The organism is Pseudonocardia alni, from assembly GCF_002813375.1.
In the GTDB taxonomy this organism is placed as follows: Bacteria; Actinomycetota; Actinomycetes; order Mycobacteriales; family Pseudonocardiaceae; genus Pseudonocardia; species Pseudonocardia alni.
This window is the reverse complement of the sequence record NZ_PHUJ01000003.1, coordinates 4625677-4651558: the sequence shown is the minus strand read 5'-3', so window position 1 is coordinate 4651558 and position 25882 is coordinate 4625677. Positions and strand designations below refer to the sequence as shown.

The following is a 25882-nucleotide window of genomic DNA, read 5'->3' as shown; positions in this document are numbered from 1 at the left end:
GCTTCCGGGAGTGCCCGGGAGAACGCATGGTGGGTGTAGCTCAGTTGGTAGAGCACCTGGTTGTGGTCCAGGGGGCCGCGGGTTCAAGTCCCGTCACTCACCCGGTCGCCGCCTCGGCGATCGATCCCATCGCACGCCCGGGATCGATCCTCCGTGCGTGAGCGAGGCACGACAACTCCACACGCGCCGTTAGCTCAATTGGCAGAGCAGCTGGCTCTTAACCAGCGGGTTCGGGGTTCGAGTCCCTGACGGCGCACGCAGGACCACAAGTGAACACATGCGCCGTTAGCTCAATTGGCAGAGCAGCTGGCTCTTAACCAGCGGGTTCGGGGTTCAAGTCCCTGACGGCGCACCGCCACGGCCGTCCTCCTCACACGGGAGGGCGGCCGTCGTCGTTCCCGGGTTATCGTCGCCCCAGATTGGTTAGCTCCGGACAAGGAGATGCCGTGGGAAACGACGTCGTCGTACCGGCCGGTCCCGCCGGACGCCGGCACCGGCTGCTGATCCTGGCCGTGCTGTGCACCAGCATCCTGATCGTCTCGATGGACGTCACGATCATCAACGTGGCGCTCCCCGCCCTGGTCACCGACCTGCGCGCCTCGATCACCGAGCTGCAGTGGACCGTCGACGCCTACACCGTGGTGCTGGCCTGCTTCCTGATGCTGGCCGGTGCGACGGCCGACCGGGTCGGGCGCCGCCGCGTCTTCCAGACCGGGCTCGTCCTGTTCGGGGTCGGGTCGCTGCTGTGCAGCCTGGCCCCGACGGTCGGCTGGCTGATCGGGGCACGGGTGGTCCAGGCGCTCGGCGGCGCGATGCTCAACCCGGTCGCCATGTCGATCATCACCAACGTCTTCACCGACGTCCGCGAGCGGGCCCGCGCGATCGGGGTGTGGGGCGCGATGGTCGGCATCTCGCTCGGCGTCGGCCCGGTGCTCGGCGGGCTGCTCGTGGACACCGTCGGCTGGCGGGCGATCTTCTGGGTGAACATCCCCGTCGTGCTGGCGGCCTGGATCCTGACGGCGCGGCTCGTCCCGGAGTCGCGGGCCGCCCGTCCGCGGCGGGCCGACCCGGTGGGGCAGCTGCTCGTGGTGGCGCTGCTCGGGTCGACGGTGGCAGCGGTGATCGAGGGGCCGCGGCTGGGCTGGTCGTCGGCGGGGGTGCTCGGGCTGGCGGCGCTGGCCGTCGTCGCGCTGGTCTCCCTGGTCGTCTGGGAGCGGCGCCACCCCGAACCGCTGGTGGAGCTGCGGTTCTTCCGGAGCGCCCCGTTCGCCTCGGCGACGGTGATCGCGGTCTGCGCGTTCGCGGCGTTCGGCTCGCTGCTGTTCCTGTCCGCGCTCTACCTGCAGGACGTCCGCGGGCTCGGTGCGCTGCAGGCCGGGCTGACCCTGCTGCCGGCCGCCGTCGCCACCACGGTGGTCGCGCCGCTGTCCGGGCGGATGGTCGCCGCCCGCGGGGCACGCCTGCCGCTGGTGCTGGGCGGGAGCGCGATGGTGCTGGTCGCGCTCACCTTCTCCCAGCTCTCCCCGACGACGCCGCTGTGGCTGATCCTGCTCGCGCACGGGCTGTTCGGCTGCGGGTTCGCCCTGCTCAACCCGCCGATCACGAACACCGCGGTGAACGGGATGCCGCCGGAGCGGGCCGGGGTCGCCGCCGCGGTGGCCTCGACGAGCAGGCAGGCCGGGCAGTCGTTCGGCGTCGCGGTCAGCGGGACCGTGGTCGCCACCGCGGCGAGCACCGCCGCCGGGGTCGCAACGGCGTGGGCGGTCGTGACGCCGCTGACGGTGGCGGTCGTGGTGCTCGGAGTGCTGGGGACGACGGCACGGGCCCGTGCCTCGGCGGCACGGGTCGCGGCGCTGTTCCCCGCGGCCCCGTCCCCCGCCCGGGCGTCCTGAGCGGGAGGAGCCTCCCCGACCTCAGACGGCGAAGAGCTGCCCGAGGTCGGCGAAGGCCTTGAACTCGAGCGCGTTCCCCGCGGGGTCGAGGAAGAACATCGTCCACTGCTCCCCCGGCTCGCCCTCGAACCGCACGTAGGGCTCGATGACGAAGTCGGTGCCCGCGGCGGTGAGCCGCTCGGCCAGCGCCCGGAACTCCGGGACGCTCAGGACCAGGCCGAAGTGCGGGACCGGCACGTCGTGGCCGTCGACGGGGTTGCTCCCGGCCACGCCGGCGCGCGGGGTGTCCGACGGCTCGCCGACCTGGTGGGTGACGACCTGGTGCCCGGCGACGTTCCAGTCCGTCCAGCGCTCGGCGGAGCGGCCGCGGCCGAAGCCGAGCAGCGTGCCGTAGAACTCCCGGGCCGCCTCGATGTCGTCCACCGGGATCGCCAGGTGGAAGGGCGGGCGGACGGACGTGACGGTCGCGGGGGTCGCGGGGGTCTCCGTGGTCGGTGCGGGCACAGCGGTACCTCTCCTTCGGTGTCGGGACACGTACAGCGTGCACGGACGCCCCCGGCGTCGCGCTCGACGGGTGCGGCGCCGGAGGACGCACGGTCGTCGCGGCCGCGGCGGGTGACCCGGGTCGCCCCGACATGACCGCGGAGCCCGCGCCCGCCACGATGGACCCCATGGCCCGACCCGACCACGCCGTCTTCCTCAAACGCTCGTTCTCGAAGATGGACCAGCTCGCGACCCCGTTCCTCACCGGACGGCGGCTGTGCCGCCAGCTCGCCGCCGTCGTCCCGCGCGGGACGAACGGCGTCGTCGTCGAACTCGGCGCCGGACCCGGGGTGCTCGCCGAGCCGATCCGCGAGCGGCTCGGGCCGCACGCGCGCTACCTCGCGATCGAGATCGACTCCGAGCTGGTCGCGCACCTGCGCCGGCACAAGCCGTGGCTGGAGGTCGTGCAGGGCGACGTCGCCGACCTGGACCGGATCCTCGACGAGGCCGGCATCACCGAGGTCGACGCGTTCGTCTCGACCCTGCCGTGGGCGGTGTTCCCCCAGACCCTGCGCCTGCAGGTCATGGGCACGATCGCGCGCCGGCTGGTCCCGGGCGGGGTGATGAGCATGATCATCACCTGGATGGCGCTGCCGAACCGGGTGCGGGTGCTGCGCGACCTGCTCGACACCCACTTCGACGAGGTCGTGGAGACCGCGACCGAGTGGCGCAACCCGCCGCCCGCCCGCACCTTCCTGTGCCGCCGGCCGCTCCCCCAGTTCAACTCTCTCGATGGACAAGACACTCGTTCGGTGAGCTAACATGGCCGGGTGACCGCGGAACGGACGATCGTCGCGGGCGGTGGCCCCGGCGGCATGCTGCTCGCCTACCTGCTGGCCCGGGCGGGCCTGCCGGTGACGCTGCTCGAACGCCACCGGGACTTCGACCGCGACTTCCGCGGCGACTCCCTGCACCCGTGGACCCTGGAGCTGCTCGACCGCCTCGGGCTGACCGGCCGGCTGCTCGCGCTGCCCCACGTGCCGGCCCGTCAGTTCCGGTTCCGCACGCCGAGGGGCGTGGTGACCACCACCGACTACGGCCTGCTCGACACCCCGTACGACTACGTGGCCCTGATGCCGCAGGCCCGCTTCCTCGACTTCCTCGCCGCGGAGGCCGCCGCGCTGCCGGCCTTCGAGCTGCGCACCGGGGCCGCCGTCACCGGACTGCTCGGGGCGGGCACCGCCGACGACCCGGTGCGCGGGGTGCGGCTGCGGTCCGGCGAGGAGCTCGCGGCGGGCCTGGTCGTCGCCGCCGACGGCAGGTTCTCCAGGATCCGGTCGCTGGCCGGGCTGACCGCACGGTCGCAGGGCGCGACGACCGACCTGCTGTGGTTCGCGCTCCCCCACCGCGACGGTGACCCGCCGGACGCCGACGTCGACCTGTTCCTGGGCACCCGCCACTACGTCGGGCTGCTCGGCGGCCCGGGCCGCTGGCAGGTCGGGCTGTCGTTGCCCAAGGGCGGCTACCCGGCGCTGCGCGAGGCAGGCGTGGAGTACGTGCGGCGCGAGGTGGCCGAGCGCGTGCCGTGGCTCGCCGACCGGGTCGGGCTGCTCACCGACCTCAACCAGGCGACGCTCCTCTCGGTCGACATCTCGCGCGTCCCGACCTGGCACCGACCGGGGCTGCTGCTGATCGGCGACGCCGCGCACGTCATCTCCCCGGTCGGCGGCAACGGGATCCTGATGGCCCTGCAGGATGCGCTCGCCGCGGCGAACCACCTGGTCCCCGCACTGCGGGCGGGCACGGTCGGCACCGCGACGCTCGCCGCGGTCCAGGCCGAGCGGGAGCCCGCGATCGTGTCCGTGCAGGCCCAGCAGGTCCGCATCGAGCGCGGGGTGGCACGGGCCCGCGGGCGCGGGCGCACCATCACCCCGCCGGCGTTCGTCCGGCTGCTGATGCGGGTGCCCGCGGTGCGCCGGCGCTCCGCCCGCGGCAACGCCTACGGCCCGGTACCGGTGCACCCGTCTCCGGAGCTGGAGCGGGCGCTCGGGCTCGGCCCGGCACCGGTTCCCGCCTGAGGCCGACGGCCGCGCCCCCGGTGCGGGACGTAGCGTCGGGCCGGTGAGCACCCCCGGACCCGCCACCGCGCCGACCGTCCCGCCCGTCCTCGCGGCCGCCGTCCCGCTGGCCGTCGTCGAGCGGGACGGCACGGTCGAGTCGGTGCACCTGGGCACCGTCGCGGTGCACCACCGCGACGGCACCGTGACCGGCTCCGGCGACCCGGACGTGGCGTTCCTGCCGCGCTCGGCGCTGAAGCCGGTGCAGGCGGTGGCGATGCTGCGGGCGGGGCTGGACCTCGACGACGAGCTGCTCGCGCTGGCCTGCGCCTCGCATTCCGGCGAGCCCGGCCACGTCGACGGCGTCCGGCGCATCCTCACCGGTGCCGGGCTCGACGAGGCCGACCTGGACAACACCCCGGACCTCCCGCTGGGGCCGGCGGCCGCGGCGGCCGTCCGTGCGGCGGGGGCGGGACCGTCGCCGGTGCTGCAGAACTGCTCGGGCAAGCACGCCGCGATGCTCGCCGCCTGCGTGTCCGCGGGGTGGCCGACGGCCGGCTACCGCGACCCCGCGCACCCGCTGCAGCGGCTGGTCCGGGAGACCGTCGCCGAGCTGACCGGGGTGCCGGTCGGCGTCACCACCGTCGACGGCTGCGGCGCCCCGCTGTTCGGCACCACCACGGCCGGGTTGGCCAGGGCCTTCGCGACGCTGGCGACGGCCGCCCCGGGCACCGCCGAGGGGCGGGTCGCGGCCGCGGTCCGCGCGCACCCGTGGTGGGTCGGCGGCACGGACCGGCCGGTGACCCGGTTGGCCGGCGCGGTGCCGGGCCTGGTCGCCAAGGACGGCGCCGAGGGTGTGCTGGCGGCCGCGCTGCCCGACGGACGGGCGTTCGCCGTCACCGTGCTGGACGGGTCGCCGCGACCACTGCCGGTCGTCGCCCGCGCCGTGCTGGAGTCCCTCGGCGCCGGGTCCGACGCACTCACCGCCGCGACCCGCACCGACGTGCTCGGCCACGGCACGCCCGTCGGCGCGGTCCGCGCCGTGGGCTGAGCGGTCCGGTCAGCCGCCGCCGTTCGCGCGCGTGTGGTCCGCGGCCCGCCCGAGGCGGGCGGCGACCGCGTCGAGGTGCTCCACCAGCTCGACCGGCTCGACCACCTCGAAGTCGACGCCGAAGAAGCACAGCCACACCGCCAGCGACTCCAGGGTCCAGGCCCCGGCCGCGAGCTCGCAGCGGTCCCCGCCGAGGTCGGTCACGATCCCCGACGCCGGGGTGACGTGCTCGGCGATCCGCTCCGCCGGGGCGTGGAACACGATCCGTGCCCGGTGCGGATAGGCACCCGAGGAGATGCCGCGCTGGGCGAACGCGGCGAGCCCGCCCTCCGGTTCCGGGCGCGGGACGAAGCGCGGCCCGGCGGGCAGCTTGGGCCGCATCCGGTCCACCCGGAAGGTGCGGCGGTCGTCGCGGCCGGTGTCCCAGGCGACGAGGTACCAGCGGCGCCCGGTGTGCACGAGGCCCTCGGGCTCGGCGACCCGGCGGGTCTCGGTCCCGTCCCCCGCGACGTAGTCGAACCGCAGGACCTCGTGGTCGCGGCAGGCGGCGGCCAGCGCGGACAGCACGTCCGCGTCGACGGTCGGGCCGCGCGCGGCGAGTGTGGACGTCGCGGTGCCCAGCGCGGCGACGCGGCGACGCAGCCGGTTCGGCAGGACCTGCTCCAGCTTGGCCAGGGCCCGGACCGAGGTCTCCTCGATGCCCGAGACCGACCCGCCCGCGGCGGTCCGCAGCCCGACCGCGACGGCGACGGCCTCGTCGTCGTCGAGCAGCAGGGGTGGCAGCGCGGCCCCGGCGCCGAGCCGGTAGCCGCCGGTCACCCCGGGGGTGGAGTGGACCGGGTAGCCGAGGGTGCGGAGCTTGTCGACGTCGCGGCGGACGGTGCGCACGTCGACGTCGAGGCGCTCGGCCAGGGCGGGCCCCGTCCAGTCGCGCGGCACCTGCAGCAGTCCGAGCAGGCGCAGCAGCCGCGCCGATGTCCCCATCACGACGACCAGTGTGCCGCCGATTCCGGTCCGATCCTGTCCTGGATGGCGGCGGACGGAGCGGAGTAGACCGGAACCAGGGCATCCGAGGAGATCGTCGGCACCACCTCCGGTGTGGAGGGGCGGCCGCGGCGACGCCGACGAGCCCGCGGGCTGAGCCCGCCCCGGCCCCGGGACGCCGGGAGGGGCCGTCTACGGTCGCCGCCGTGGACACGAGCGAGCGGGTCGGCCGGTACGTGCGGATGGTGGCCCTGGAGGGGCAGGGGACCGAACTGGCGGGCGCGCTGCTCCGCGTCGCCGACGACATGGCCGCCCAGCCCGGCTGCCTCGCCTACGTGGTGAACGCCACCCCCGACGAGCCCGACGTCGTCTGGGTCACCGAGATGTGGTCCGACGCGGCCTCGTCGGAGGCGGCACTGAGCCGCGACATCGGCGAGAGCGGCCTGGGCGACGTGCTGGCGCTGCTCACCGCCCCGCCGGACTACATCGAGGTCACCCCGCTCGGCGGGCCCGGCCTGACCGGCCTGCCCGGCTGAGCGCCGGGCCGGCCGGGCCGGCTCAGTCGCGGTCGGAGCGCTCCTTGCGGGCACGCAGCGACCCGGCGTGGGCGGTCATCGACGGGTCGTTGCGCGTCTTGATCAGGCTCGCGACGGTGACCACGGCGAGGATCCCCAGGATCACGACCAGGCTGGCCATGGTCGGGATCTCCGGGACGGCCGGGTTGATGTCGACGTGGGCCCAGTGCAGCACCAGCTTCACCCCGATGAAGCCCAGGATGACCGCCAGGCCGGTCGAGAGGTAGACCAGGCGGTCCAGCAGGCCCTTGACCAGGAAGAACAGTGCTCGCAGGCCGAGCAGGGCGAAGGCGTTCGCCGTGAAGACGATGAACGCCTCCTGGGTCACGCCGAACACCGCGGGGATCGAGTCGAGCGCGAACAGCAGGTCGATGCCGCCGATCGAGACCAGCACGATGAACATCGGGGTGGCGACCCGGCGGCCGTTGTCCCGGGTGAACAGCCTCCCGCCGTCGTACTCCTCGGTGACCGGGAAGAGCCTGCGCGCGCCCTTCACGACCAGATTGTCCTCGATGTCGGGGTCCTCGTCCTTGTGCCGGTAGAGCTGCACGGCGGTCCACAGCAGGAGCAGACCGAAGACCAGGAACATGAACGAGAACAGGTTCAGCAGCGTCGCCCCGACCGCGATGAAGATCGCGCGCATGATCAGGGCGAGCACGATGCCGAAGGTCAGCACCTTCTGCTGGTGCTCCTCCGGCACCGCGAACGTCGTCATGATCACGACGAAGACGAACAGGTTGTCGACCGACAGGCTCTTCTCGACGATGTAGCCCGTGAAGTACTGGGTGCCGAAGTCCCAGCCGTGGATCGTCGCGAACACCAGCCCGAACGCGATCGCGACCAGGATGTAGAACACCGACCAGGCGGTGGCCTCCTTGAATCCCACCCGGTGCGGCCGCAGCCAGCCCAGGACGAGGTCGAACGCGAGCAGCGCGATGATCACGCCGATCGTGACGGCCCATTCGAGGCCGCTGATCTCGAGCACCGGGTCCTCCTGCAGGTCACCACACCGACCACGCTGGTCGGTTGCGGAGCGCACCATATCGGGCAGTCAGGACACCGCGCCCGTCCTGAGGCCGGGCGCGGACCGCGATCAGCCCTTCGGACGCGCCGCGAAGACCCCCTCGGCGGGGAACGCCCCGTTCGCCAGGGCCGTCCGGACGAACGCCCCGCCGAGCTCCCCGAGCCGCGTGGCCCCGTCGGCGCCGAGCGCGGACCACGGGGCGGCGCCGAGGCGGTGGGTGTCGTTCTCGATCCGCTTGCGCAGTGCCGTGCCCTCCTCGGTCAGGACCGGTTCGACGGCGTCGTCCCCGGCCGTGTCGGCCGGCTGCAGCAGACCGCGGTCCGCGAGCCCGGCGACGGCGGCGTTCCACTCGGCGGCCGACCAGCCGCGGCTGCCGCGGGCGAAGGCCACGGTGAACCCGGTGCCCGTCGCGGTCGCGGTGACCAGCGCCTCCAGCCCGGACAGCCCGGCCTCGACCAGCAGCGCGATGTGCCCGTCGCCGCGGTGCTCGCGCAGGATCGACAGTGCGTGCCAGAGGACCAGGTGCGGCTCGGTCGGCCAGGGCACGTCGAGGTGGCCGGCGGCGAGCGGGCGCCCGTCGGGGGTGACGGCCCCGGCCGCGGTCCGGGCCAGCCCGGCGGCCTCGACCATCTCGGGCGAGGCGACGGCGTCGTCGCCCAGGGTGCGGCGCAGCGAGGCGTCGGCGACGGCGAACCGCACGTCGAGCAGGTCCGCTGCGGACACCAGCTCCCAGGCCCGCGGGACGGACTTCGCGACCAGGCGCGGGGAGAAGTTGTAGAACGTCGCGGTGACCACCGAGGCGCCGACCGCGCCCATCGGTGCGGCCCGCGGGGCGAAGTAGCTCATCCGGCCCGGCTCCAGCCCGGCGGCGGTGTAGGCCGGTTCGCCCTCGGGGGCGAAGTAGACCTGGGAGTGCAGCGGTTCCAGCCCACGGGCGAGGCGCCCGGCGGCGACGGCGGCGTCGTTCATGCCCGGACGTTAACCCGTTCAGAGCACTCCGGGCAGCACGAGCAGTGCCCAGGCCAGCAACGGCCCGACCAGCACGACCACGCCGGCGTAGGCGAGCATCTGCCGGTAGAAGCGGTCCCGGTCGACGTCGGCGGGCGCGTTGGCGAGCACCAGCGCCCCGTTCGTGGAGAACGGGCTGACGTCGACGACGGTCGCGGCCACCGCGAGCGCCGCCACCATCCCGACCGCGGACACCTCGCCCTGCTGCAGGAACGGCAGGGCCAGCGGGATCGCGACGCCGAGGATCGCCACCGAGGACGCGAACGCCGAGAGCACGCCGCCGACGTAGCAGAGCAGCAGCGCCGCGAGCAGCGGTGCGCCGATCCCGCTGATCCCCGAGGAGACCAGGTCGACCGCGCCGGCCTCCAGGAGCACGCCGACGTAGGTGACGACACCGCAGATCAGCAGGACGGTGGACCAGGAGATCCTCCCGACGACGTCCGGGCGGCGCGGGGCGACCAGCCGCAGCACGATCGCGACGGCGAGCGCGACGACGCCGACGTCCCAGCCGAACGCGGCGGAGCCGACGGCCATGAGCGCGATGCCGGCCAGCGTGATGCCCTGCTCCAGCCCGACCCGGCCGGCGACCGGGGCCTCGGTCATCGTGCCGGTCGCGGTTCCGGTCGCGGTGCCGGTGTCCCCGGCGGGGGCGGCGTCGGCGTCCGGCGCCTCGACCGGGTCGACCGTGCGCCCGACGAGCGACCGGCCGCCGAGCACCAGGAAGATCACGACGGCGATCACGACGTTGACCACGAGCGGGGTCAGGAACAGCGCGATCGGGTCGCTGGGCAGGCCCACGCCCGCCATCGTCGAGTTCACGAACGCGCCGTAGACGGTGATCGGCGAGAACGCCCCGCCGAGCGCGCCGTGCACGACCATCATGCCCATGAGCAGCAGGTTGATGCCGTAGCGCCGGGCGAAGGGCATCGCCAGCGGTGCGACGATCGCGACCGCGAACAACGCCCCGAGCCCCGAGAGCCCGCAGGAGATCGCGAAGAACACGAACGGCGCGAGCACCAGCCGCCCGCGGACGGCCCGCATCGCCCAGTGGACCAGCAGGTCGACGGTGCCGTTGGCCGTCGCCAGCGCGAACAGGTAGGTCAGCCCGACGAGCAGCAGGAACAGGTCTCCGGGGAAGCCCGCGAGGACGTCGTCGAGGCTCAGCCCCAGCACGCCGATCCCGACCGCGGCCGCGCCGAGCAACCCCAGTGCGCCGAGGTTGACCGGCATCGTCGTGGCGATCACGAACATGACCACCAGTACGGCGATCGCGATGATCTCGGGCCCCATCGGCCTCGCTCCTCGGTGTCGACCGGCCCGGACGGCGGTGACCGGGCCGGACGACACCGTGACAGATGACCCACATCGTGAGCAAGCGACCACATCGCGGTGTTCCGCAGTCTGGTCAACCGTTGACAGCCCACCGCGGACCGGCGCACGGTGCCCCCGTCGGTCACAGCGGGGTGGTACGGCGACGGCGTGGAGGGGCACCGGATGGGTCTGTTCGAGACGATGCAGCAGCGCTCCACACCGGTCCGGGCCGGCGTGATCGGTGCGGGCACGTTCGCGACGATGTTCCTGCACCAGGCGGCCCGGGTGCCGAACCTGCAGGTCAGCGCCGTCGTCGACCTCTCGGAGGAGCGTGGCCGCGCCGCACTGGACACCGCCGGGCTCACCGGGACCCGGGTCGCGACCTCGGTCGACGCGGTGCTCGGGGCCGACGACGTGGACGTCGTCGTCGAGGCGACCGGCTCCCCCGTCGCGGGCGCCGCGCACGCGCTGGGCGCGATCGAGGCCGGGCAGCACGTCGTGATGGTGACCGTCGAGGCCGACGTGCTCGTCGGTCCGGTGCTCGCGGCCCGCGCGGCCGAGCGGGGCGTGGTCTACACGATGGCCTCGGGCGACCAGCCCAGCCTGATCTGCGAGCTGGTGGACTGGGCGCGGACCAACGGCTTCGCTGTCGTCGCCGCCGGGAAGGGCACCAAGTACCTGCCGGAGTACCACCGCTCCACCCCGGAGACGGTGTGGGGGCACTACGGGTTCACCCCCGAGCACGCGGCGGGGTCCGGGCTGAACCCGGTCATGTTCAACTCCTTCCTCGACGGCACGAAGTCCGCGATCGAGATGGCCGCCGTCGCGAACGCGACCGGCCTGCTCCCGCCGGAGGACGGGCTCGCCTTCCCGCCCGCGGGCACCGACGACCTGCAGCAGGTGTGCATCCCGCGCGAGGCGGGCGGGGTGCTGGACCGGACCGGGACGGTGGAGGTCGTGTCGTCGCTGCACCGCGACGGGAGCCCGGTGGACCGCGACCTGCGGTGGGGCGTCTACGTGACGCTGGAGGCGCCGAGCGACTACGTGGCGGCCTGCTTCGCGAACTACGGACTGCGCACCGACCCCTCGGGCCGCTACACCGCGATGTACCGGCCGTACCACCTCATCGGGCTGGAGCTGGCGCAGAGCGTGTGCGCCGCGGGGGCCCGCGGCGCGGACTCCGGGCGGCCGCGGGGCTGGGTGGCCGACGTCGTCGCCACCGCCAAGCGCGACCTGGTCCCCGGGGACCGGCTCGACGGCGAGGGCGGCTCGACCGTGCACGGGGTCGTCCGCCCGGCCGCCGCGGCCCGGACCGGCGGGTTCCTGCCGATCGGGCTGGCCGACGGTGTCGTGCTGCGGCGCGCCGTCGCCGCGGGCGCCCCGGTGACCCGCGACGACGTCGAGCCGGTGACCGGGTCCGGTGTCGCCCACCGGCTGCGGGCGGAGCTGGAGGCCGGGTGACCGGCCCGACGCCGGAGGTCGGGGACCTCGCCGCGCATCCCGGCCTCGGCGACGCGGCGGCCGACCGGGTGCGGGGCCTGATCCTGTCCGGCGAGCTGCGCGACGGCGACCGGCTGGTCGAGCGCGAGCTCGCCACGCGGCTGGGGATCAGCCGGGGCCCGGTCCGCGACGCGCTGCGCAGGCTCGACGCCGAGGGGCTGGTCGTGCTGCTTCCCCGCCGCGGCGCCCGGGTCGCGATGCTGACCGCCGACGACGCCGAGGAGATCATCGCGCTGCGCGCCGCGACCGAGCCGCTGGCCGTGCGGGCCCTGGCCACGACCGGATCGGCGGGGCACGCCCGGGAGCTCGGCCGGATCGTCGACGACCTGCACGCCGCCTGCGCCGCGCGGGACAGCGCCGCCGCGGTGAGCCTGGATTTCGCACTGCACCGCCGGATCCACGAGCTCTGCGGACGACGACGACTGCTGCACATCTGGGAGACGATCTCGGCGCCGCTGCAGCACGTCTTCCGGCTGTCCCGCGACCTCTACGACGACCTGGGCGACATCGCCGACAGCCACCGCACGCTGCTCGACGACATCACCTCCGGCGACCCGGCCCGCGCCGAGGCCGCCGCGCGGGCCCACGTGACCCGCTTCGGACCGGAGCTGCTGCGGCGGATGCCGCGCGAGGAGGGGGACCAGTGACCGAACCGGACGCATCGACCGGACCGGGTGCGACGAGGGGGCCGGACGCGGAGACCGCCGCTCCGACCATGTCGGCGCAGCGCATCGCCGTCGCCAGCTTCATCGGCACCGCGATCGAGTTCTACGACTTCTACATCTACGGCACCGCCGCGGCCCTGGTCTTCGGCACGCTGTTCTTCCCCGACCTCGACCCCCTGGTCGGCACGCTGGCGGCGTTCGCGACCTTCGGCGTCGGGTTCGTCGCACGCCCGGTCGGCGCGGTCGCCTTCGGGCACTTCGGCGACCGGGTCGGCCGCAAGGCGACCCTGGTGGTCTCGCTGCTGACGATGGGGGTCGGCACCGTCGCGATCGGACTGCTGCCGACGTACTCGACGATCGGGATCGCCGCGCCCGTCCTGCTGGTGCTGTGCCGGTTCCTGCAGGGCTTCGGGCTCGGCGGCGAGTGGGGCGGTGCGGTCCTGATGGCCACCGAGCACGCGCCCGAGGGACGTCGCGGGCTGTATTCGAGCTTCCCGCAGGTCGGCCCGGCGGTCGGGTTCATCATCGCGAGCGGGGCGTTCCTCGCGCTCTCCGCAGCCCTGACCGACGCCCAGTTCGCCGCCTGGGGCTGGCGGGTGCCGTTCCTGGCCAGCGCGGTCCTGGTGGTCGTCGGGCTCTACATCCGGCTGCGGATCGCCGAGACCCCGGTGTTCGAGAAGGCGATGCGCGAGCAGGAGCGTGAGAAGGCGCCGGTCGCCGAGGTGGTGCGCCGCCAGCCCCGGTCCCTGCTCCTCGCGACCGGCGGGATGATCATCACCCACACGATCTTCTACACGGTCACCACGTTCAGCCTGTCCTACGGCACCTCCGAGCTCGGTCTGTCCCGTACGACACTGCTGGTCGCGGCCATGGTCGCGGCCGCGGTGATGGGCGTGGCGACACCGGTCCTCGCGGTGCTCTCGGACCGGGTCGGACGGCGCCGGGTGTGTCTGTGGGCCTGCATCCTGGCGGTGCTGTGGGCGTTCCCGCTGTTCTGGCTGCTCGGGACCGGTGACGGGGTCCTCATCGCAGTCGGCTTCTCGGTCGCGATGATCGCCTTCGCCGGCGTGTTCGCCCCGATGGGCGCGTTCCTGCCGGAGCTGTTCGCGACCCGCTACCGCTACACCGGGGCGTCGATCGGCTACAACGCCTCCAGCATCGTCGGCGGCGGCATCACGCCGCTGCTCGCGACGAGCCTGGTCGCCGCGACCGGCGCCTCCTGGCCGGTGTCGCTGCTGATCGCCGGACTGGCCGCCGTGTCCGGCCTGTGCGTGTGGGGCCTGCACGAGACCCGCACCGCCGACCTGACCGACGCCGGGGCGTTCACCCGCTGACCGCCCATCCCACCTTCACCGACGGCGGCCTCCGGCCGGGCGCCACGATCGCGAACCGCTCAGCGGAATCCGCAGTGGTGGACCGCCCGGTCTGCTACCGCTTCCCCATGCGGCGCGACACCTCCCACGACACGGCCCACGACACGGCCCACGACATGCTCGGCGGACCCGACCGGAGCTCCTGGGGTATCGCTGTTCCGCGAATTCGCTTACCGGGTAAGCGAATTCGCGGGAAGGGGTCGTCGGATCCGGCCGGCGGCTCCGACCCCGGCTCCGACCCCGGCTCCGACCCCGGCTCCGCCCGGCCACGCGGCGAGGACCGGTCGACCGTCGCGTCGGGTGGGGAGGTCCGCGGAACTCGCTTACCCGGTAAGCGAATCCGTCCGGACTCCACTCCGGGGAGCCCGCCTCCCGATGGCCTCGGATCATCGGAGGCCGTCCGAGACGCCGGGGGCACCGGGGCCGCCGGGGGCACCGGGGCCGCCGGGGACATCGGGGGCACCGGGGCCGCCGGGGACATCGGGGCCGTCGGACGGGACACGCGCGCGTGGCGGACGGAGGCGGAGGAGGACCGCCGGATCCGGGCCGAGACCGCGGAGGTGCTCGGACCGCTCCTCGCCAGGGCGGAGCTGCTCGGCTTCTACCGGATCCGGTCCGTCGCCGAGCGGTTCGGGCTGACGGTGCACGAGTACACGGTGCTCGCCGAGCTGCTGCTCGCCCGTCGGGCCATGACCGGCGCCGAGGTCGCGGAGACCGTCGGGCTCGCGACCGGAGGCACCACCCGGCTGCTCGCGCGGCTGGAGGAGCGCGACCTGATCGAACGCGAGCCGGATCCCGAGGACGGTCGCCGGCTGCTCGTCCTGGCGTCCGCCCGGGCCCACGAGATCCTCTGGGAGGACGTGACCGACACCGGCGCCCGGCGGATCGTGACCGGTGTCCCCGGGGAGTGGATCGACTGGTTCGCGCCGGTGACCGGGCGGATCCTCGACGTCGCCGTGCGCCGGTTCCAGGAGATGCGGGACCACCAGTACCGGGACCGGGTCCGCCGGCGTCGGCAGCGGGCGGCAGAACGCTGAGGCGTCCGCGGCACGTCCCCGCGAGGCTCAGTCCGGGCGCGCCCACCCCGTGCTCCGCTGCACCGCCCGCTTCCAGTTGTCGTGCTCGCGGCGGCGCAGACCCGGGTCCATCCTCGGCTCCCAGGCGGCCGCTCGGTGCCAGTTGCGGCGCAGCACCTCCGGGTCCGGCCAGTAGCCGACGGCCAGGCCGGCCGCGTACGCCGCGCCGAGCGACACCGCCTCCGAACCCAGGGGGCGTTCCACCGTGAGGTCCAGGACGTCGGCGACGCACTGCATGAGCAGGTGGTTCGCGGTCATGCCGCCGTCGACCTTCAGGCGGGTGACGGGAAGGCCGGAGTCGGCGTTCATCGCGTCGAGCACCTCACGGGTCTGCCACGCGGTCGCCTCCAGCACCGCGCGGGCGAGGTGGCCGCGGTGGATGTAGGAGGTCAGGCCGACGATCACCCCGCGGGCGTCGGGGTACCAGTGCGGGGCGTAGAGACCGGAGAAGGCGGGGACGACATAGCAGCCGCCGTTGTCCGGGACGGTCAGTGCGAGCGTCTCGATCCGGGCCGCCGTGGAGATCATGCCCAGCGCGTCGCGGAACCACTGGACCAACGAGCCCGTCATCGCGATGGAGCCCTCGAGCGCGTAGACCGGCCGGTCCCCGAGCAGGTAACCGACGGTCGGGATCAGACCGGCCTCGGACCCGGCGATGCGCGAGCCGGTGTTCTTCAGCAGGAACGCACCCGTCCCGTAGGTGCACTTCGCCTCGCCGGGCGCGAAGCACGTCTGGCCGACCAGCGCGGCCTGCTGGTCGCCGAGCGCCCCGGCCACCGGCACCCCGTCCAGCAGACCGGCACACCGGCCGTACACCCGGGAGTTCGGCACGATCGTCGGCAGCATCGCCCGCGGTACCCGCAACGCCGAGCACAGCGCGTCGGACCACTCCAGCGTGCGCAGGTCCATCAGCATCGTGCGGCTGGCGTTGGTGACGTCGGTGACGTGCACGCCGCCGTCGGGGCCGCCGGTCAGGTTCCAGATCAGCCAGGACTCCATGGTCCCGAACAGGACCTCGCCGCGCTCGGCGCCGTCGCGCGCACCGGGCACGTGGTCGAGCAGCCACTGCAGCCGGGGGCCCGCGAAGTACGTCGCCGGGCCGAGCCCGCTCACCCGGGCCCAGCGGGCGGCGTCGGCGTCGGCGGCAAGCCCGGCGACGATGTCGGTGGTCCGGGTGTCCTGCCAGGTGATCGCCCGCGCGAGCGGGACCCCGGTGCGGCGGTTCCAGACGACCGTCGTCTCGCGCTGGTTCGCGATCCCGAGCGCGACCACGTTCTGCGGCCCCAGGCCGGCGCGGCGCAGCGCGGCGGGCACGACCCGGGTCACCGCACGCCAGATCTCCGAGGCGTCGTGCTCGGCGCGGCCCGGGCTCGGGAAGTGCTGGCGGTGCTCGCGCTGGGCGACGGCGACCATCCGTCCCGAGCGTGTGAACAGCAGGCACCGCGTCGAGGTCGTCCCCTGGTCGATGGCGGCGACCACCCGCTCCCCCGCCGCGACCGTGCTCACGTCAGTCCCTCCAGCCCGTCGGCGATCTCCCCGGCCGCGGCGACAAGCTCGACGACGGGCTCGGGCCGGGCCCGCCCGTCGGCGGCGAACAGCTCCTCCACCGGCGCACCGATCCCGAGCGCCGCGACGGTCAGCCCACCCCCGCTGCGCACCGGTACCGCGAGGCCCCCGACCCCCGGTTCCCAGCCGCCTGCGTCGTCCGCCCAGCCGCGGCGGCGCGTCGTCGTGATCTCCCGGGCCAGTACCGCCGGGTCGGTCACGGTCGCGCGGGTGTAGGTCTCCAGCGGCTCGACCGCCCGCACCGACGCCGGCGCGAAGGCCAGCAGGCACCGCCCCCACGCCGTCGCGTGCAACGGCTGCGTGGTGTTGGTCCGCAGCCGCTGCGGTGTGTCGTCCGGCCGGAACACGTGGTGCACCAGGTCGACCCCGGCCCCGTCGGCGGACGGCACTCCCAGGTACACCGCGCAGCCGGTGCCCGCCGCCAGCGCATCGGCCCAGTTCATCGCCCGGGCGCGCAGGTCGTGCCGGTCCCACGGGGTGCCCAGCCGCCCCAGTCCCTCGCCCAGCAGGTAGCGGCCGGACGACGGCTCCTGCGCCACCAGGCCCTCCTCGCGCAGCGTGCGGAGCAGCCCGTGCGCGGTGGGGCGCGGCAGGTCCAGCGCCGCCGCCAGCTCGGCGAGCGCCAGTGGTCGCCCCGCACCGCCGAGCAGCCGCAGCAGCGCGGCCGCCCGCTCCACCGACTGGATCGCCCGCGCCACACCGCGATCGTAGGCCGTACGGACGCCATGTGTACTCGATCATGGGCCGATCGACCCGCAACGTTCGGCATCGTCGAACGGATCGCGTTGCCCGGCGCCCGGCGCGCTCCTAGCGTCGCGTCGCACACGGCGGGGCCGCCCGGCCCCGCGAGGGGGACTCACCCAGAAGGGGGTTCGATGACGAGCTCCGAGAACACCGCGGCCGCGCCCGCCACCACCGAGAAGGCGCCCTCGCTGCTCGGCGAGCTGAGCGCCGAGTTCGCGGGCACGATGATCCTCATCCTGTTCGGCGTCGGCGTCGTCGCGCAGGTGACGACCACGCCGGACGGCTCCAACGGCCAGTACGACTCCATCGCCTGGGCCTGGGGCTTCGGCGTCATGCTGGGCGTCTACGTCGCCGGCCGGATCTCCGGCGCGCACCTCAACCCGGCGGTCACGCTGGCCTTCGCCGTGTACGAGGGCTTCCCGTGGCGCAAGGTCGGCCCGTTCGTCCTGGCCCAGACCCTCGGCGCGTTCGTCGCCGCGCTGATCGTGCGGTTCGTCTACGCCGACTTCATCCGGTCGGTCGACCCGAACCTCACCGAGACCCAGGGCATCTTCTCGACCTCGCCGGGCGCGCCGACCACCATCACCACGGCGTTCTTCGACCAGGTCGTCGGCACCGCGATCCTGGTGTTCGTGATCTTCGCGCTGGTCCACCCCCGCAACAAGGGCCCGATGGCCAACATGGCGCCGTTCATGATCGGCATCCTGGTCGTCGGCATCGGCATGGCCTGGGGTGCGAACGCCGGCTACGCCATCAACCCCGCCCGCGACTTCGGGCCGCGGCTGGCCTCCTGGGTCACCGGCTACGACACCGCCTGGGTGACCGGCGACGGCACGCCCTACTGGTGGCTTCCGATCGTCGCTCCGCTGATCGGCGCCCTGATCGGGGGCGGCCTGTTCAAGGCCCTCATCGACCGATACATCCCCGCCGAGGACGCTCCGCAGGAGGTCGGGCGGGTCTGACCCGGCCGACCCCCGTCCGCCCGCCCCACCCCCGCCCCGATCCCCGCAAGAAGGAGAGCTCAATGGCCGAGTTCGTCGGCGCCGTCGACCAGGGCACCACCTCCAGCCGCTTCATGATCTTCGACCACAGCGGCAACGAGGTGGGTCGCCACCAGCTGGAGCACGAGCAGATCCTGCCGCAGGCCGGCTGGGTCGAGCACGACCCGATCGAGATCATCGAGCGCACCAACACCTGCCTGCAGCAGGCACTCACCAAGACCGGGCTGTCCGCGTCCGACCTGGTCGCGCTGGGCATCACCAACCAGCGTGAGACCACCGTCGTGTGGAATCGGCGCACCGGGCGCCCGTACTACAACGCGATCGTCTGGCAGGACACCCGCACCGACCGGATCGCGACCGCGCTCGACCGCGACGGCCGCGGCGACGTCATCCGCCGCAAGGCGGGCCTCCCGCCCGCCACCTACTTCTCCGGCGGCAAGATCCAGTGGATCCTGGAGAACGTCGACGGCGTCCGCGAGGCCGCGGAGAACGGCGACGCGGTCTTCGGCAACACCGACACCTGGGTCATCTGGAACCTCACCGGCGGCACCAACGGCGGGCTGCACGTCACCGACGTGACCAACGCCAGCCGCACCATGCTGATGGACCTCGAGACCCTCGACTGGGACGACGAGCTGCTCGGCTTCTTCGGCATCCCGCGCCGGATGCTGCCGGAGATCAAGCCGTCGTCGTCGGCGACCGCGTTCGGGAAGACCCTGGCGAACGGGCCGCTCGGCGGCGAGGTCCCCATCACCGGCGACCTGGGCGACCAGCAGGCCGCGACCGTCGGCCAGGTCTGCTTCGCCCCCGGCGAGGCGAAGAACACCTACGGCACCGGCAACTTCATGCTGCTCAACACCGGCACCGAGCTGGTCCGCTCGGAGTCCGGCCTGCTCACCACGATGTGCTACCAGTTCGAGGGCGAGCGTCCGGTCTACGCGCTGGAGGGCTCCATCGCGGTCACCGGCTCGGCCGTGCAGTGGCTGCGCGACCAGCTCGGCATCATCTCCGGCGCCTCGCAGTCGGAGTCGCTGGCCCGCCAGGTCGAGGACAACGGCGGCGTGTACTTCGTCCCGGCGTTCTCCGGCCTGTTCGCGCCGTACTGGCGTTCCGACGCCCGCGGCGCGATCGTCGGCCTGTCCCGGTTCAACACCAACGCACACCTGGCGCGGGCCACGCTGGAGGCGATCTGCTACCAGTCCCGCGACGTCAGCGACGCCATGACCCAGGACTCCGGGGTCACCCTGGAGACGCTGAAGGTCGACGGCGGCGTCACCCAGAACGAGCTGTGCATGCAGATCCAGGCCGACGTGCTGGGTGTGCCGGTCTCGCGGCCCGTCGTCGCCGAGACCACCGCGCTCGGTGCGGCCTACGCGGCCGGGCTGGCCGTCGGGTTCTGGAAGAACACCGACGAGCTGCGGGAGAACTGGAACGAGGCCCGGCGCTGGGAGCCGACCTGGTCCGAGGAGCAGCGCAACGAGGGTTACGGCCGGTGGAAGAAGGCCGTCGAGCGGACCCTGGACTGGGTCGACGTCCAGTAGGCCCCCCCCGGTGTCGCCCTCACCACACGTGAGGGCGACACCGGGCACACCCGCGATCGGACGGGTGTTCAACGGGTAGTCCCCCGGCGGGACAGCACGAGCACGAACCACTCAGGAAGGTCTGATCATGAAATCGGTGGCGCTCTCTCCGGAGGCCCGTACCACGGCGCTGCAGGCGATGGGCGACCGCGAACTGGACGTGCTGGTCGTCGGCGGTGGCGTCGTCGGCGCCGGTGCCGCCCTCGACGCGGCCACCCGTGGTCTGTCGACCGGGCTGGTCGAGGCCCGCGACTTCGCGTCCGGCACGTCGAGCCGTTCCTCCAAGCTCATCCACGGTGGTCTGCGCTACCTGGAGATGCTCGACTTCCGCCTGGTGGCCGAGGCGCTGCAGGAGCGGGGGCTGCTGATCCAGACCCTCGCGCCGCACCTCGTCCGCCCGGTGCCGTTCGTCTACCCGCTCAAGCACCATGTGTGGGAGCGCTTCTACGCCGGTGCCGGCGTCGCGCTCTACGACTCTCTCGGGCTGCTGTCCGGCCGGGCCCGCGGCCTGCCGCACCACCGGCACCTCACCCGTCGCGGCGCCCGCAAGGTCGTGCCCTCGCTGCGTCGCGACGCCCTGGTCGGGGCCCTGGAGTACTACGACGCCCAGGTCGACGACGCCCGCCACACCATGGAGATCGCCCGCACCGCGGCCGCCTACGGCGCGCACGTGGCGACCCGCGCCCGCGTCGTCGGACTGCTGAAGGACTCCGGCCGCGTGATCGGCGCGACCGTGCAGGACCTGGAGTCCGGGGACCGGTTCGACGTCCGCGCCAAGGAGGTCATCAACGCCACCGGGGTGTGGACCGACGACACCCAGGGACTCGCCGGCGAGCGCGGCCAGTTCAAGGTGCGCGCGTCCAAGGGCATCCACCTGGTCGTCCCCCGCGACCGGATCCGCGGCGACGCCGGGCTGATCCTGCGCACCGAGAAGTCGGTGCTGTTCGTCATCCCGTGGGGCCGGCACTGGATCATCGGTACCACCGACACCGACTGGGACCTGGACAAGGCGCACCCGGCGGCGAGCGCGGCCGACATCGAGTACCTGCTCGCGCACGTCAACGAGGTACTGGAACAGCCGCTGACCCACGAGGACGTCGAGGGCGTCTACGCCGGTCTGCGCCCGCTGCTGCACGGCGAGTCCGAGGCGACCTCGAAGCTGTCCCGCGAGCACGCCGTCGCCACGCCGGTGCCCGGTCTGGTCGTCGTGGCCGGGGGCAAGTACACGACCTACCGCGTGATGGCCAAGGACGCCGTCGACGCTGCCGTGCACTCGCTCGACGCGAAGGTGCCCGCCTCCTGCACCGAGAAGGTCCCGCTGCTCGGCGCCGAGGGCTTCACGGCGCTGCGCAACTCGACCCACCAGCTCGCCGCGCGCAGCGGGCTGCACCCGGTGCGGATCGAGCACCTGCTCGGCCGGTACGGCTCGCTGATCGACGAGGTCCTCGACCTCCTCATCGCCGACCCGACCCTGGCCGAGCCGCTCACCGGCGCCGAGGACTACCTGCGGGCCGAGGTCGTCTACGGCGCCTCGCACGAGGGCGCGCGGCACCTGGAGGACATCCTCGCCCGCCGCACCCGGATCTCGATCGAGACCTTCGACCGGGGCGTGGGTGCCGCCGAGGAAACCGCGACACTGGTCGCCCCGGTGCTGGGCTGGAACGACGAGCAGATCGCCCGCGAGGTCGACCACTACGTCAAGCGGGTCGAGGCCGAGCGGGAGAGCCAGAAGATGCCCGACGACGCCACCGCCGACGCCGCCCGGCTCGGCGCGCCGGACGTGGTACCGGTCAGCGGCTGAGCACCGCCGCGCCCCGTGAGCGAACCCGAGCGGACCCCGGACGGGCGGTACATCGTCGTCCGGGGCCGCCGGTGGCGCGCCACCGACCCGACGATCCCGGACGACGTGCGGTCCGCGCTGCAGCAGCACCTCGGAAAGGCCCGCGCCGAGGTCGGTGCCGGTAGGCGGACCGGCGACGACGACCGCGTCGCCGCCGCCCGGACGCGGGTGTCCGTGGCCAAGCACGGCCTCGGCGAGCGCGGCACGCCCTGGTGGGACCTGGACGACGACGTCCGCCGGGAGCGCTGGGAGACCGCGCTGCACGACCTCGGCGACAGACCCGCCGGCAGTTCCTGATCGAGGACCGGATCCGTCCGCGATCGGTCCTATCGTCGTTCCCGTCGGACCGGGACGGCCCCGGTCCGCGGACCCCGAGAGGCGGCCCCGGAGATGAACGCCACCGACGCGAAGCAGGCCCTGACCGGCGAGCGTGCCGAGCTGATCGCCACCCTGGAGCGGCACCGCGGCTTCCTGCTGCAGACCGCCGACGGACTGACCGAGGAGCAGGCGCGCACCCGCAGCACGGTGAGTGCACTGACGATCGCCTCGCTGCTCAAGCACGTCGCGGACACCGAGGAGCAGTGGTTCCGCTTCGCCGTCGAGGGCGCCGCCGCGTTCGGTGACGTCGAGGTCTACAACGACTCCGTCGACTGGGACGCCGTCGACGCCGAGGCCGGCGCGAACGGCGGTGACTGGTCCGCCTCCGGCGAGGAGTGGGTGGACACCCGGTTCGTCCTGGCCGACCACGAGACCCTGGAGTACCTGCGGGCCCGGGTCGAGCAGGTCGCCGCGCGCACCGAGGAGGTGCTGCGGACCGCGGACCTGGACTCGTCGCACGCCCTGCCGGTCGCGCCGTGGTTCGAGCCGAACACGTCCTGGTCGGTCCGCCGGGTCGCGATCCACATGCTCGCCGAGACCAGCCAGCACGCCGGGCACGCCGACATCATCCGCGAGGCGATCGACGGCGCGCGCACGATGGGCTGAGCCCCGGTACGCAGGCTCCGGGGGCGGCGTGGCTCCGGCGGCCCCGGACCGCGCGGGCCCGGCGCCGGGGTTACGTTGCGGCGGTGGCGGACCAGGTGAGCATCGCAGACATCGAGACGGCGGCGGAGCGGATCGCCGGGGGCGTGGTGCGTACCCCGACCGTCCCCTCCCCCGGGCTGTCCGCGGCCCTCGGCGCGCCCGTGCTGCTCAAGCTGGAGCACCTGCAGCGGGCCGGGTCGTTCAAGCCGCGCGGGGTCCTGGCCAAGCTCGCGTCGCTGACCGACACCGAGCGCGCCGCGGGCGTCGTTGCGGTGTCGGGTGGCAACCACGGGCTGGCCGTCGCCGAGGTCGCGGGCGCCGCGGGGGTGGACGCGGTCGTCGTCATGCCGCGCACCGCGCCGGCCCGGTCGGTCGCCGCGGCCCGCGCCGCAGGTGCCGACGTACAGCTCACCTCCGACATCGCGGCCGCGTTCGCGCAGGCCGGGGAGCTGCAGCGGGCCGGACGGACGCTGGTGCACCCGTTCGACGACCCGGTGATCGTCGCCGCGCAGGGCACCGTGGGGCTGGAGCTGGCCCGCGACGCCGTCGCTCTCGGCGAGCCGCCGACCGACGTGCTGGTCTCCATCGGCGGCGGGGCGCTGATCTCCGGGGTCGCCACCGCGGTCCGCGCGCTGCTGCCCGGCACCCGGGTGTGGGGTGTGGAGACCGTCGGCGCCGAGGCGATGTCCGCCGCCCTGGCCGCGGGCGGCCCGACGCCCGTCACGATCTCGTCGGCGATCACCACGCTGTCCGCGCCGTCGGCGTCGCAGCTGACCTACGACCACGTCCGTGCGCTGGTGCACGAGGTCCTCGTCATCGACGACGCCGAGGCCCACCGCGGCACCCTCACCCTCGCCGAGCACGCCGGGATCTGGGCCGAGCCGGCCGCGGGCTGCCTGGTCCCGGCCGCCCGCCGGATCGTGGAGCGGCACCCGGACGCCCGGCTCGCCCTGGTGGTCTGCGGCGGCAACGCCGACGTCGCCGACGTGGTCCGCGACGCGGCGCAGCCGTGATCACGGTCGTGGAGCGCAGCGCCCGCGAGGCGGGCGTGATGCTCCGCAACCGGTGATCACCGCGGGATGACCGTGTGCGGCCGGGGCGTTGGCCCGGGTGTGGAGCGGACCGGGGTCGTGGTGATCGGCGCGGGCCAGGCGGGCCTGTCGGCGGCGGCCGGGCTGCGGCGCGGCGGGCTGGAGCCGGGCCCCGGGTTCGTCGTGCTGGACGGCGAGGACGGCCCCGGCGGCGCGTGGCGGCACCGCTGGCCGACGCTGCGGATGCGCACGGTGAACGGCATCCACGACGTCGCCGGGGTCCGCTCCGGATTCGACGACCCCGGCGCCGACCCGGACCTCCCCGCGCGCGACGCCGTCCCCGCCTACTTCGGCCGCATCGAACGCGAGCTGGACCTGCGGGTCGTCCGCCCGGTGCACGTCACCCGGGTGTCCGACGCCGGCGGGTCCCCGGTCGTCGACACCGGCGGGTCACTGGCTGTCGACACCGACCGCGGCACCTGGGTCGCCGACCACCTGGTCAACGCCACCGGCACCTGGACCCGCCCGTTCGTCCCCGCCTACCCGGGCCTCGCGACCTTCCGCGGTACGAGCCTGCACGCCCGCTCCTACCCCGGCCCGCAGGCCATGGCCGGGAAGCGGGTCGTCGTGGTCGGCGGCGGGATCACCGCGGTGCAGCTGCTCCTGGAGATCGCCCCGTACGCCGCCGCGACGACGTGGGTCACCCGCCGGGAGCCCGAGTGGCACAGCACGCCGTTCGGGCCCGAGCAGGGGCGCGCCGCCGTCGCCCGGGTCGAGGAGCGGGTCCGGGCCGGGCTGCCGCCGCGCAGCGTCGTCGGCGTGACCGGGCTGGGGCTCACGGCCGGGGTGCGGGCCGGGATCGCGAGCGGGGTGCTGGCGCGCAGGCCGATGTTCACCCGGGTCGTGCCGGACGGGGTGGAGTGGTCCGACGGCACCCGCGAGCTCGCGGACGTGCTGCTGTGGGCGACCGGCTGGCGGCCCGCGCTGGGCCACCTCGCCCCGCTGCGGCTACGCGGACCGGGCGGCGGGATCGTCATGGGTGGGCCGCGCGACACCGGCGTCGTCGCCGACCCGCGGGTGCACCTGGTCGGCTACGGCCCGTCGGCGAGCACGATCGGCGCCGACCGGGCCGGTCGCGCCGCGGCGCGCGCGGTCCTGGAGCGGCTACCGGTCGCGGCCGGCGCCTGAGTCGGCGGCCTCCCGGCCGAGCAGCCGGTACTCCCGGATCACCATCACGATGATCGCGATGTCGAGCGCGGCGAGGAACGGCAGCACGACGGAGTGCGTGTGCCAGGCGTGGACCAGCTCGTACACGACGAACACCGCCAGGATCACCACCGCGGGCGGGTAGGCGGGGCGCCAGCGGGTCAGCAGCGCCGCGACCAGGCCGAGCTTGAGCACGCCGTGCAGCCCGAGGTAGACGATGACGAAGGTGCGGTCCCCGCCGGCGAAGCGGTCGACGCCCTCGGTCAGGTGCCGGGCCAGGGTGCCGTCCGGCGGACCGATCAGGTCGCGGGCCAGGATCTGCGCGACGACCCGGTGCAGCCAGTCCCCCGACACCAGCACCAGCACGACGGCGCCCAGCAGCTCCGCCGCCCCGTCGATGCCCTTCACGACCAGGGCGACGCGGAACAGCTGCTCGGTCCGGCGGGCCGAGGTCGTCGTCGCCGTCGGTCCGGCGGTCACCGGGTGATCCCGGTGTGGCCGAGGGGGTAGCGGCCGGGCTGCGGCCACATGCACAGCCCGTGCGGGCCGTCACCGACCGGGATCCGCCGGATCGGGTGGCCGTCGTCGGTGGAGAGCACGTACACCTCCCGGTCGTAGCGCCCGGACGGCCACAGGGTCCGGCCGTCGGCCGAGACGTTACTCATGTCGGGACCCGCCTTCCCGGGGATCCGCCGGAGCGCCTCCGTCACCGCGAGCAGGGCTGCGGCGGCCGCCGCGCGCAGCACCTCGCGCCCGGGACGTCCCGGCGGACGGCTCCACCCCTCTCGACCTCACGCCGCGGACTGTAGACCCTGCCCGACCTGCGAATTCGGTGACCCGAGGGAGGATCGGGACGGACCGGACGAGCCGGGCGAGACCATGGCGCGAACAC

General features: G+C 74.2%; 25 protein-coding genes and 3 tRNA genes. 19 read left to right on the top strand and 9 right to left on the bottom strand.

The annotated features are described in order from the left end of the window. Positions 1-29 precede the first annotated feature (29 nt). The 4 genes from ATL51_RS22975 to ATL51_RS22960 all read left to right on the top strand — a co-directional run bounded on the left by ATL51_RS22975 (position 30) and on the right by ATL51_RS22960 (position 1892). Positions 30-102: transfer RNA gene (locus ATL51_RS22975), tRNA-His, on the top strand. An 81-nt stretch (positions 103-183) separates the two neighbouring features. After that, positions 184-256: transfer RNA gene (locus ATL51_RS22970), tRNA-Lys, on the top strand. Positions 257-279: 23 nt separating this feature from the next. After that, positions 280-352, top strand: a tRNA-Lys gene (locus ATL51_RS22965). Between the two features lie 94 nt (positions 353-446). Further along, complete coding sequence (locus ATL51_RS22960) at positions 447-1892, top strand: MFS transporter (RefSeq protein WP_301549143.1); 1446 nt, start codon at positions 447-449, stop codon at positions 1890-1892. Between the two features lie 21 nt (positions 1893-1913). Here the strand turns inward: ATL51_RS22960 and ATL51_RS22955 are convergent, their stop codons facing one another. Beyond that, positions 1914-2396: a VOC family protein gene (locus ATL51_RS22955; protein ID WP_100879905.1), complete on the bottom strand. Its 483-nt coding sequence runs from the start codon at positions 2394-2396 to the stop codon at positions 1914-1916. A 167-nt stretch (positions 2397-2563) separates the two neighbouring features. Here ATL51_RS22955 and ATL51_RS22950 point away from each other — a divergent pair, with 167 nt between their 5' ends. The 3 genes from ATL51_RS22950 to ATL51_RS22940 are packed head-to-tail and all read left to right on the top strand — an operon-like array spanning position 2564 to position 5483. Continuing rightward, positions 2564-3196: a class I SAM-dependent methyltransferase gene (locus tag ATL51_RS22950; protein WP_157818493.1), complete on the top strand. Its 633-nt coding sequence runs from the start codon at positions 2564-2566 to the stop codon at positions 3194-3196. Between the two features lie 54 nt (positions 3197-3250). After that, positions 3251-4453: an FAD-dependent oxidoreductase gene (locus ATL51_RS22945; RefSeq protein ID WP_100880886.1), complete on the top strand. Its 1203-nt coding sequence runs from the start codon at positions 3251-3253 to the stop codon at positions 4451-4453. A 43-nt stretch (positions 4454-4496) separates the two neighbouring features. Beyond that, complete coding sequence (locus ATL51_RS22940) at positions 4497-5483, top strand: asparaginase (protein ID WP_100879903.1); 987 nt, start codon at positions 4497-4499, stop codon at positions 5481-5483. A 9-nt stretch (positions 5484-5492) separates the two neighbouring features. Here the strand turns inward: ATL51_RS22940 and ATL51_RS22935 are convergent, their stop codons facing one another. Then, positions 5493-6470, bottom strand: a complete 978-nt coding sequence (locus tag ATL51_RS22935; protein WP_167410036.1) for a helix-turn-helix transcriptional regulator — start codon at positions 6468-6470, stop codon at positions 5493-5495. A gap of 203 nt (positions 6471-6673) precedes the next feature. On the opposite strand from ATL51_RS22935, the gene ATL51_RS22930 reads away from it, so the two are divergent. Next, a complete protein-coding gene (locus ATL51_RS22930; protein ID WP_100879901.1) occupies positions 6674-7003 on the top strand; it encodes a putative quinol monooxygenase in 330 nt (109 codons plus the stop codon). Positions 7004-7025: 22 nt separating this feature from the next. Here the strand turns inward: ATL51_RS22930 and ATL51_RS22925 are convergent, their stop codons facing one another. The 3 genes from ATL51_RS22925 to ATL51_RS22915 all read right to left on the bottom strand — a co-directional run bounded on the left by ATL51_RS22925 (position 7026) and on the right by ATL51_RS22915 (position 10364). Beyond that, on the bottom strand, positions 7026-8027 hold the full coding sequence (locus ATL51_RS22925) for a TerC family protein (protein WP_100880885.1): 1002 nt from the start codon (positions 8025-8027) through the stop codon (positions 7026-7028). A gap of 108 nt (positions 8028-8135) precedes the next feature. Continuing rightward, positions 8136-9035 carry an SCO6745 family protein gene (locus tag ATL51_RS22920; protein WP_073575438.1) on the bottom strand — a complete coding sequence of 300 codons (900 nt, stop codon included), beginning with the start codon at positions 9033-9035 and terminating at the stop codon, positions 8136-8138. Positions 9036-9053: 18 nt separating this feature from the next. Continuing rightward, complete coding sequence (locus tag ATL51_RS22915; RefSeq protein ID WP_100879900.1) at positions 9054-10364, bottom strand: SLC13 family permease; 1311 nt, start codon at positions 10362-10364, stop codon at positions 9054-9056. 204 nt (positions 10365-10568) lie between these two features. Here ATL51_RS22915 and ATL51_RS22910 point away from each other — a divergent pair, with 204 nt between their 5' ends. The 4 genes from ATL51_RS22910 (at position 10569) to ATL51_RS28740 (ending at position 14960) form a co-directional block, all read left to right on the top strand. Further along, positions 10569-11846: an NAD(P)H-dependent oxidoreductase gene (locus tag ATL51_RS22910; RefSeq protein ID WP_100880884.1), complete on the top strand. Its 1278-nt coding sequence runs from the start codon at positions 10569-10571 to the stop codon at positions 11844-11846. Beyond that, complete coding sequence (locus ATL51_RS22905; protein WP_100879899.1) at positions 11843-12532, top strand: GntR family transcriptional regulator; 690 nt, start codon at positions 11843-11845, stop codon at positions 12530-12532. The genes ATL51_RS22910 and ATL51_RS22905 overlap by 4 nt, the downstream gene beginning before the upstream one ends. A 68-nt stretch (positions 12533-12600) precedes the next feature. Then, positions 12601-13884, top strand: coding sequence for an MFS transporter (locus ATL51_RS22900; RefSeq protein ID WP_073575522.1), 1284 nt, complete (start codon positions 12601-12603; stop codon positions 13882-13884). Between the two features lie 599 nt (positions 13885-14483). Further along, positions 14484-14960 carry a MarR family winged helix-turn-helix transcriptional regulator gene (locus ATL51_RS28740; protein WP_073575442.1) on the top strand — a complete coding sequence of 159 codons (477 nt, stop codon included), beginning with the start codon at positions 14484-14486 and terminating at the stop codon, positions 14958-14960. A 27-nt stretch (positions 14961-14987) separates the two neighbouring features. Here ATL51_RS28740 and glpK (ATL51_RS22890) read toward each other — a convergent pair whose 3' ends face one another. Continuing rightward, a complete protein-coding gene (glpK, locus tag ATL51_RS22890) occupies positions 14988-16505 on the bottom strand; it encodes a glycerol kinase GlpK (RefSeq protein WP_100879897.1) in 1518 nt (505 codons plus the stop codon). Next, positions 16502-17263: an IclR family transcriptional regulator gene (locus ATL51_RS22885; RefSeq protein ID WP_073575444.1), complete on the bottom strand. Its 762-nt coding sequence runs from the start codon at positions 17261-17263 to the stop codon at positions 16502-16504. Before ATL51_RS22885 ends, glpK (ATL51_RS22890) begins: the two co-directional genes overlap by 4 nt. 177 nt (positions 17264-17440) lie before the next feature. On the opposite strand from ATL51_RS22885, the gene ATL51_RS22880 reads away from it, so the two are divergent. The 7 genes from ATL51_RS22880 (at position 17441) to ATL51_RS22850 (ending at position 24972) form a co-directional block, all read left to right on the top strand. After that, positions 17441-18271, top strand: coding sequence for an MIP/aquaporin family protein (locus tag ATL51_RS22880; protein ID WP_073575445.1), 831 nt, complete (start codon positions 17441-17443; stop codon positions 18269-18271). A gap of 62 nt (positions 18272-18333) precedes the next feature. Beyond that, on the top strand, positions 18334-19851 hold the full coding sequence (glpK, locus tag ATL51_RS22875) for a glycerol kinase GlpK (RefSeq protein ID WP_073575446.1): 1518 nt from the start codon (positions 18334-18336) through the stop codon (positions 19849-19851). A gap of 127 nt (positions 19852-19978) precedes the next feature. After that, positions 19979-21691, top strand: coding sequence for a glycerol-3-phosphate dehydrogenase/oxidase (locus ATL51_RS22870; protein ID WP_100879896.1), 1713 nt, complete (start codon positions 19979-19981; stop codon positions 21689-21691). A gap of 15 nt (positions 21692-21706) precedes the next feature. Next, positions 21707-22027: a hypothetical protein gene (locus ATL51_RS22865; protein WP_100879895.1), complete on the top strand. Its 321-nt coding sequence runs from the start codon at positions 21707-21709 to the stop codon at positions 22025-22027. 93 nt (positions 22028-22120) lie between these two features. Then, a complete protein-coding gene (locus ATL51_RS22860; protein ID WP_100879894.1) occupies positions 22121-22714 on the top strand; it encodes a DinB family protein in 594 nt (197 codons plus the stop codon). A 95-nt stretch (positions 22715-22809) separates the two neighbouring features. Continuing rightward, positions 22810-23766, top strand: a complete 957-nt coding sequence (locus ATL51_RS22855) for a pyridoxal-phosphate dependent enzyme (protein WP_100880883.1) — start codon at positions 22810-22812, stop codon at positions 23764-23766. Between the two features lie 66 nt (positions 23767-23832). Continuing rightward, positions 23833-24972: a flavin-containing monooxygenase gene (locus tag ATL51_RS22850; protein ID WP_100879893.1), complete on the top strand. Its 1140-nt coding sequence runs from the start codon at positions 23833-23835 to the stop codon at positions 24970-24972. Here ATL51_RS22850 and ATL51_RS22845 read toward each other — a convergent pair. Both ATL51_RS22845 and ATL51_RS22840 read right to left on the bottom strand, forming a co-directional pair. After that, positions 24949-25470 carry a DUF2127 domain-containing protein gene (locus ATL51_RS22845; protein WP_100879892.1) on the bottom strand — a complete coding sequence of 174 codons (522 nt, stop codon included), beginning with the start codon at positions 25468-25470 and terminating at the stop codon, positions 24949-24951. The two genes, ATL51_RS22850 and ATL51_RS22845, sit on opposite strands and share 24 nt — an antisense overlap. After that, the gene (locus ATL51_RS22840) at positions 25467-25655 is read right to left on the bottom strand and encodes a YncE family protein (RefSeq protein WP_301549141.1); all 189 of its coding nucleotides are present in this window, start codon (positions 25653-25655) and stop codon (positions 25467-25469) included. Before ATL51_RS22840 ends, ATL51_RS22845 begins: the two co-directional genes overlap by 4 nt. Positions 25656-25882: the final 227 nt, after the last annotated feature.